Origin of the sequence: Bacillus sp. JJ1127 (assembly GCF_036965845.1) — a bacterium.
GTDB lineage: Bacteria > Bacillota > Bacilli > Bacillales > Bacillaceae_G > Bacillus_A.
In genome coordinates this window covers 22,216-29,741 of the sequence record NZ_JBALQK010000096.1, presented here as the reverse complement: position 1 = coordinate 29,741, position 7,526 = coordinate 22,216, and the positions used below count along the sequence as shown (strand labels likewise).

The 7,526-nt window shown below is 40.2% G+C and carries 7 protein-coding genes; all 7 read left to right on the top strand.

The window, feature by feature from the left end; genetic code table 11:
* The first annotated feature begins 97 nt into the window (after positions 1-97).
* The 7 genes from V7183_RS10980 (at position 98) to V7183_RS10950 (ending at position 7,378) form a co-directional block, all read left to right on the top strand.
* Entirely contained in the window at positions 98-478 is a 381-nt protein-coding gene (locus V7183_RS10980) for a hypothetical protein (RefSeq protein WP_335359526.1), read from the top strand.
* A gap of 406 nt (positions 479-884) precedes the next feature.
* Complete coding sequence (locus tag V7183_RS10975; protein ID WP_335359525.1) at positions 885-1,445, top strand: recombinase family protein; 561 nt, start codon at positions 885-887, stop codon at positions 1,443-1,445.
* Positions 1,446-1,643: 198 nt separating this feature from the next.
* Positions 1,644-2,072, top strand: a complete 429-nt coding sequence (locus V7183_RS10970; protein ID WP_335359524.1) for a phBC6A51 family helix-turn-helix protein — start codon at positions 1,644-1,646, stop codon at positions 2,070-2,072.
* Between the two features lie 16 nt (positions 2,073-2,088).
* Entirely contained in the window at positions 2,089-3,804 is a 1,716-nt protein-coding gene (terL, locus tag V7183_RS10965; RefSeq protein WP_335359523.1) for a phage terminase large subunit, read from the top strand.
* Between the two features lie 16 nt (positions 3,805-3,820).
* Positions 3,821-5,338, top strand: a complete 1,518-nt coding sequence (locus tag V7183_RS10960; protein WP_335359522.1) for a phage portal protein — start codon at positions 3,821-3,823, stop codon at positions 5,336-5,338.
* Between the two features lie 73 nt (positions 5,339-5,411).
* Positions 5,412-6,191 (top strand): phage scaffolding protein, encoded by a 780-nt coding sequence (locus tag V7183_RS10955; protein WP_335359521.1) that lies wholly within the window; start codon positions 5,412-5,414, stop codon positions 6,189-6,191.
* Between the two features lie 62 nt (positions 6,192-6,253).
* Positions 6,254-7,378: an SU10 major capsid protein gene (locus V7183_RS10950; RefSeq protein ID WP_335359520.1), complete on the top strand. Its 1,125-nt coding sequence runs from the start codon at positions 6,254-6,256 to the stop codon at positions 7,376-7,378.
* Positions 7,379-7,526: the final 148 nt, after the last annotated feature.

Sequence of the window (7,526 nt, the reverse complement as noted above, 5' to 3'; positions counted from 1 at the left end):
ATATTATATATATAGTATTATTTATTAATAGTTATATAGTATGTAATACTATTAATGGTTTACGGGGTTTTGATTTTCTGAGTCAGGAGGTTTTACAGTGACCAGAATTGAGAGCTATGTTTCGAAGAAGACAATTAAGTTATGGCTGGAGAATTACGAGGCGCTGGCAGTTGGTGACCGATTCCCTGATACGCCTCCAAGTTTTACAGGTCCGATCACACTGGACGGAAAGAGTGACGGGCGTTTGAATAAGATTGTGTTAGACCAGGCTATCAAGCAACTACCAAGTAAGATGCGTTATATTGTGGTGGCTAGGTATATTGCTAAGATTCCTAGAAGGAACACATTACGAACAATGAACATTACAGAGCATGTGTATTATACACGCTGTAGACAAGCTTTAGATTTATTACACATGAGTATTAATGGTGATATGGTCGGTATGAAGAAGCTAATAAAAAAGTTGTACGGGGCTTGACAAGAGATGCCCGTAGTAGGTACAATTTATGCTAGGATGGTGAACTTATGTCCACATCCTCCATACACGAATGTGTGTAGCCAGGAAGCCTAGAGTCAAGGTATCCTGGCTATTTTTATGCCCGTTGGATTGAGCTATCTGTAGCGCATATAGTAGGTAGGAACTGAGGTAACTACTGTAGTTGTTACTAAACTGTAGGCAACAGAGAATTGCAATCCATAGGGTTATTTTATCAGTCGGTCTCTACTGAGAGAGAAGGCTCTTTGAAACTCAGGGGGTCACGGCCATTCATATCGGTATCATAACTTAAAGGTTTTGACACTGATTATTTGATGTGATAGTATCAAGGTATCAAACGGTGTCATAACTTGGTGTCATTAGTTGACCCGAAAGGGAGCTGATATGAATGAAATACGGATATGCAAGGGTAAGTACAATTCACCAGGACTTAGATGCGCAGATTCAAACGCTGGAGAAGGAAGATTGTAATGTTATTTATTCAGAGAAGTTCACTGGCACAAAGGCTGATCGTCCTAAGTTTAAGGAACTGCTTTCGATACTGGAGTTAGGTGACACGCTGGTAGTTACTAAGCTGGATCGTTTTGCTCGTTCGACAGTCGATGCAATACAGACTGTAAGAGAACTGTTTGAAAAAGGTGTGAAGGTTCATGTGCTTAACATGGGGCTGGTAGAGGATACACCAACAGGGAGACTGGTCTTTAATGTCATGAGTGCGTTCGCAGAGTTTGAACGCGACATGATTGTTGAACGAACACAAGAAGGTAAGGCTATTGCCAAACAACGTGAAGACTTCAGAGAAGGTAGACCAAAGAAGTATAACAAGAAACAAATTGAACACGCACTAGGCTTATTAGATAAGCATTCATATACACAAGTCGAGGAAATAACAGGAATAAGTAAAAGTACATTAATACGAGCAAAAAAGAAAAAAGAGTCGGAACAATGATTTCGGCTTTTTTCTTTTCACCAAACAAAATTTTCACCCCCCGGGGGGAGGTCAATTCTAATTTAGGGCTGGCTGGGCTCCGAAACGTACCGCCGGAATTTTTAAACTCGGGGGGCTCAATAAAATATACGAATTACGAGGTAATCGATACTAAATCGGTTGCCTTTTTCTATTTCACAAAGAAAGGGGAACGAACTAATGGCTAAGTTGGACGAGCTAAAACAAAAACTCACAGCAAAACAGATTCAAGCAGCGTACTTGCTTGTGGAAAACGAGTTGATGGAATCAAACAACGAGGAAAAAAGGACGCAAGATGAAATGGCGAACGAGCTCGGCATAAATCGAACGACGCTTTGGGAATGGCGAACTAAGAATCAGGACTTTATTGCATTTAAGAGTGAAGTAGCTGACAGTTTCCTTGCAGAGAAGCGTGAACAGGTGTACAGCAAACTAATGCAGTTAATTTTAGGACCACAACCGAGTGTAAAAGCAATGCAGTTGTATATGCAGCGATTCGGTTTACTTACGGATAAGAAAGTAATCGAAGGAGATTTAGGAAATGCGAACCGTACAAATGCTGAGATCGAAGAACAACTTGAGAAATTAAAAAAATTGACAGGCGAGTAAAAGGAGGACGGGCTACATGGCATATATAGACGGTAAATGGTTAGCCCGTCAAGAACGTCAGGAGCGTATCAATCTTGTAGCAGAAAGAGCGAAGAAATTACAGGAGTTGTACGAAACTGGTGAGGCTACAGAATATTACTTGGATACACTACTTGCTGACATCGATGAGCTAGAAAAGTTAAAAAGGGTACACAGGGCAGAACATGACATGCTGTACTTCATGTATGAGTATTTCTCGGAAGAAGGAAATCCTGGGAATCCTGATAACTTAATTCCGGCTGGAGTAGCAATGGATGATGCCGCAGAGTTTCACCAAACGTTATGTGGGCTATTAGATGACATCACAACAGGTAAGGAGAAAAAGAAAAAAGTGGCCTGGAGTGTAGGTCGTGGCCACGCGAAAACTGCTTACCTGAGTAACGGTTATTTGTGTCATCAAGTCGTGTATCGATTAAAGCAATACATTGTTTTGATCTCAGAGACATCCGATGTAGCCGGGGACTTTATATCTTGGGCACGTGATCAGTTAAAGTACAACGAAAAACTACGTGAGGATTTCGGTATTCTATTGCATGAGCAAAAAAGCCGAAATGAAGTAGATAACGATAAAGAATTCGTGACTTTAACAAACACGAAAGTCGAAGCGAAAGGTATAGGGACACAGGTACGTGGTTTACGACACGGTTCAAAACGTGTACAGCTCTATATTTTGGATGACTTGGAGAGTAAAGAAAATACCGCGACGGTTGACTTGATTGCGAAAAACAAACGCTGGTTCAAGGAAGAATTGCTTCCAGGTTTGAGTCGTCAAGAAGGTGCTTGTATTTATATGGGTACCATCGTTTGTTACGATAGTTTATTGCATCATGTTATTAAAAACCGTCGTGATTTCGTATCAAGATCATTCCCGGCAATTCTGAAATGGTCAGAGCGTGAAGATTTATGGCAAGAATGGCGCGAGATCCGTCAAGTGGATAATCCGGACGCTTCTGAAAAAGCTCGTGAGTTTTATGAGCAGAACAAAGAGGAAATGCTTCGCGGTACAAAAACGTTGTGGCCAGATCATTTTCCATACATCGACTTGATGGAAATTCGAGAAGATGATGGCACAAAGGCGTTTAACCAGGAGTATTTATGTAACCCAACTGACGAGGAACGGCAGATATTTAAACCGAAAGATTTCACATACTGTACTTTAGAGGAATTAAAAAACAAGCAACTACAATACTACGGCGGTATTGATTTTGCAATGGGTAAAGAAAAGGGTGACTTTAGTGTTGTGGTTACGTTAGCGAAAAACGTTGAAACAGGCACGTGCTATGTAGTTGATATCTTTATGGAGCGGGTTCACCCGGATATTCTACTAGAAAAGGCAGTGGAATATACCATGGAATACCAATACGAAGCACTTGCGGTAGAGGCACAGCAAGCTCAAGAATGGTTTGCGGACAAGCTTTCTGAAGCATTGCGGAAAAAAGGTTACCCATCAATGACACGTTTAAAGCAAATTAAACAGCGTACACGGAAAGCGTTACGTATTGAGTCTCTTTTACCAGAGATTCAAAGTGGTAAATTACGTTTTATGAAGCATTTACGCGAATTATTGGAGCAATTTGAAATGTATCCGATGCATCCACACGATGATGGTCCGGATGCGGTTCAAATGGCTTTTTCTATTGCCTATAAACGTGCAAGACGTAAAGCAGGGAACAAAGGTAATTCAAGATATTGAGAAAGGAGGGGCCTGGATGAGAGTGCAAGGTGATCGTAATTTGATAAATCCAGTAGAAATTGTAGTACCGATGAGAACGGCTCTAGGTGGTTCCGAATGGACACGAATTATGGATGAAGTTAGGTTATACGAGCGTTATGAAGGTGACTTAAATGTTTGGTCTGACTATAAAAAACCTGGAAATCTTGACTATGAGCCTACGAAAATACAGCTCGATTATCCTCAAAAAATCGTTAATATGATTGCGGCGTGGCAGTTTGAAAAGGAGCCAAAAGTGACAGTGCCACCTGACGTAATAGATGATCCAGCGCTTATGATTCAAACAGGATATGAACCTAGTGAAGAACAACAAGCGGAAAATAGTAGAGCGAAAGCGAAAGAGCGACTTTTAACATGGGTTTGGGATGATAACAGAATGCATGAGAAGTTATTAGCTGCAGCTAAGGATAGGGCGATATCGAAAACAGGTGTGTATGCGCGTATTCACTACGATAAGCGTCGAGGAGAATTTAAGATTATTTGGCATCCATCGACGGAAGTGATTGCGAAATACAGCGAATGGGACGTAGATCAGCTGGAAGAGGTTCATTTTATGGCGTGGTTGGATGAGGAACAAACGAGAATGTGGAAATTATCGTATTACCTTGTGTGGCATGAAGACGTTGGTAAATATGACTGTGAAATTGAAGAAGCTGTGTATAATGGCGACTTGGAGAAACAGGAAACTCGTGTAGAGCGTTCGTCGATGGATCTTGATTTTATTCCAGTAGTGCCTGTTCCTACTGAAAAATTAAGCAAGCGTACTACAGGCTATAGTGAACTTGAAAAAACGATCAAGTTATCTGATGAAATCGATAAAAAAATGTCTGATTACTCGGACGCGCTACGTTTTGAGATGTTTGCTATTACTTTATTGACGAATGTGGACGAGGATCCTAAAAACCCACTTCAAGTTGCTCCAGGAGCGAAATGGGATTTAGGTGAGGGTACAGAGGATAGTGGTGAACCTAGCGCCAAAAAGCTTGAAAGTGGTTTTCGATTCAAAGAAACGATTGAGGCTTATCTTGACAGATTGCAAAAGCGACTACATGAAAAAGTGGAAGTGCCTATGGTGAATACAGCTGATATGAATACGGGCGGTATTAATGATATGGCCGTACAACTTTTATTTAGTAATATCATTTCGAAAACACAACGCTCCTGGGTAATATGGCAGTCACGTCTTCAAACCTTAAATGAGTATATTTTGCGTTATATGAAAGCAAGACAAGAAGACCCAAGATTTAAATACGATAAAGATTTGCTAGCAAAAGTAGATAACTATTATGCTAGCAAGATTATTTTCGGTTTACCATTGCCGCAAGATCAAAAAGCGCTTATTGAGCAACTTGGCGATGAGATTTCTAACGAAATTGAGTCAATCAAAGGAGCAATCACAAGAAGCGGTAAAGAAAATGCAGAACAAAAATTCATGGAAATTATGCAAGAACGGGTACTGAAAAGACAGGCACAAGATCCGTACAACGAAAAGTAAAACTTGCCTTACGAAATGGCGCTATAAACTTTCGGAAATTATAGCCGACAGGCTCAAAATGGAGGATTTGCAAATGGAATACGTAAAACAGGCAACAGCATTTAAACATTTTGTAGAACAAGTACAAAAAACACCTAAGTTCCCACTTCGATTAGACATTCAGTTTTTTGCTGATGGTGGTAATTCGGATGACGATGATCCGAATAACAACCCGAATGATCCAGGTGATCCAAATCCGCCTAAAACATTTACGCAAGAGCAGCTGGACGAAATCGTTACAAAGCGTCTTGAACGTGAACGTAAAAAGTCTGAAGAAAAATACGGTGATTACGACAACGTTAAAGCAAAATTAGCTGAGTTTGAAAAAGCTGAAGAAGAACGCAAAAAACAAGAAATGACAGAAATCGAACGTTTGCAAGCTGAAAAAGCTGAAGCAGATAAAAAAGCGGTAGATGCTTCTGAAGCAGCACAAAAAGCATTAGAACAAGCAAATGTTCGTATTTTGAACACTGAAATTAAGAGTGTTGCACGTGCTTTAGATGCGAATGATCCAGCAGACGTATTAGCACTTTTAGACAAGTCGTCAATTCAGTTTGGTGAGGATGGTAATTACCAAGGCGTTGAAGATGCTGTAAAAGCGTTAAAAGAGAGCAAACCTTGGATGTTTAAGAAGGTTGTGGGAGCAGATGCAGCCGGTGGAGCGAATCCAGGAACAAATCCGAAAGCGAACGAAATTCTTGCTCTAGAAAAAGAGCTGGAAGAAGCGAAAGCAAAAGCTTTGAAAGATTCTAAATTTGTGGGTGAAGTAACGCGGATATATAACAAACTATTAGATTTGAAATCTAAAAAATAAACGAATCGTTGGCTAAAAGTCAGTGGTTTTTTAATTTTAAAAAATAATGGGGGGCTACAAATATGACAGTACCAACTACTTACGACTTTCAACAACAGGTAAGACAAATGCAAGCAAATGTTGATTTGATTTTAACGAAAGCACCGGTTCTTTTTGGTTTGATCGGTACAGGTGATGCACTTACTCAAACGAAATTTGAATGGCAAAATGATTATCTTAATTCTGACACGGGTATCGTTAAAACGGCAGCTAAAGCTGATGCTACAGAATTAGTATTAGAAAAAGGAGAAGCACGGAAATTTACGGAAAACGCACTTGTGCAGAACGGCTTTGAAGTATTACGTGTTGTAAGTGTCGATGAAGCGGCTGATAAAATCACTGTACAACGTGGGTATGATAATACAACCGCTGAAGCAGTTGAAGCTAACGGTGAATTGAAAGTAATCGCTAGACCACGACCAGAGGGTGAAGATGCTTTTCGTAAGAATGAGATTAACGACCGTTTAGTATCGCATAACTTTTCACAAATCTTTTCAAGATACGCGTCTGTATCTCGCACACAGCAACAAGTGAATACTTATGGTGTATCTAACGAACTAGATTACCAAGTAAACTTGCGCTTGCAAGAAATGGTTCGTGAAGCTAATAATTCTTTAATTTATGGTCGTAGACATAAGGGTTCACCAACACAACCTCGTACTACAGGTGGGTTGTTCGCATTTGCTGGTGAGCAAAAATCCCATGTACAAGACTTCCAAGGTAAAGAAATTGCAGCTAAACCTTTAAATGACGCTGTAGAGCAGGTATTTACTCGAGGCGGTTCTGCGAATACGATTTTATGTGGTCCAAACGTTGCACGCCAAATTACAAAGTTAGGTGGCGATACTATCCGAACAACTCGCCAGGATACTGCAGCTGGACATCAAATTTTATCGTTTGTTTCTGACTTACCAGGTGGAGCTATTTCTAGCGTTGTTGTTGATCAAAATATGCCGAAAGATCGTGCGCTGTTATTGGATACAAATAACATTAAAGCTCGTTATTTAACACCAATTTACGATCAAGATGCAACACCATCTGGCGCGGATTACTTTGCTCGTGTAATTCGTGGGGAATTCGGATTTGAAATCAAGAATGCAAAAGAATCTGTGGCTGTTCTTAGCGGAATTTCTAAGACAATGGCTTAAGAAGGTAGCTTGTAGGCTACCTTCTTATTTTTTGAAAGGAGTGTTTTGTATGGCCATTTCAGAAAAACAAGCACAACGTTTAAATATATCTATGCCGGTGGCAAACGACATTAAACTTGGTGATATTATAAAAGCTTTGCAAGAAGCT

Excerpts from the sequence above, each read along its gene's own strand:
- V7183_RS10970 (WP_335359524.1), top strand. The coding sequence starts at position 1,644 with ATGGCTAAGTTGGACGAGCTAAAACAAAAACTCACAGCAAAACAGATT.
- V7183_RS10960 (WP_335359522.1), top strand. The coding sequence starts at position 3,821 with ATGAGAGTGCAAGGTGATCGTAATTTGATAAATCCAGTAGAAATTGTA.
- V7183_RS10955 (WP_335359521.1), top strand. The coding sequence starts at position 5,412 with ATGGAATACGTAAAACAGGCAACAGCATTTAAACATTTTGTAGAACAA.
- V7183_RS10950 (WP_335359520.1), top strand. The coding sequence starts at position 6,254 with ATGACAGTACCAACTACTTACGACTTTCAACAACAGGTAAGACAAATG.
- V7183_RS10975 (WP_335359525.1), top strand. The coding sequence starts at position 885 with ATGAAATACGGATATGCAAGGGTAAGTACAATTCACCAGGACTTAGAT.
- terL (WP_335359523.1), top strand. The coding sequence starts at position 2,089 with ATGGCATATATAGACGGTAAATGGTTAGCCCGTCAAGAACGTCAGGAG.